This window comes from Niastella vici, from assembly GCF_002077945.1.
GTDB lineage: Bacteria > Bacteroidota > Bacteroidia > Chitinophagales > Chitinophagaceae > Niastella > Niastella vici.
Genome location: NZ_LVYD01000040.1, coordinates 1 through 202 on the forward strand (window position 1 = coordinate 1; position 202 = coordinate 202).

Here is a 202-nt window from a genome sequence, read left to right on the forward strand (position 1 = left end):
CTCTAGCCAACTGAGCTAACCCCCCAAATTAGTGAAAGGATGGTTTAGAACCGATGACCCTCCCGACTGAAAGTCGGGATGCTCCAGCCAACTGAGCTAACCCCCCATGAGTTTGAGTAGACCCGAGCAGATTTGAACTGCTGACCCCTACATTATCAGTGTAGTGCTCTAACCAGGCTGAGCTACGGATCTATTTGATAAG

The 202-nt window shown here is 49.5% G+C and carries 1 tRNA gene; it reads right to left on the minus strand.

The features are described 5' to 3' along the window. Window positions 1-117: 117 nt before the first annotated feature. Window positions 118-192: transfer RNA gene (locus A3860_RS09630), tRNA-Ile, on the minus strand. Between the last annotated feature and the right edge of the window lie 10 nt (window positions 193-202).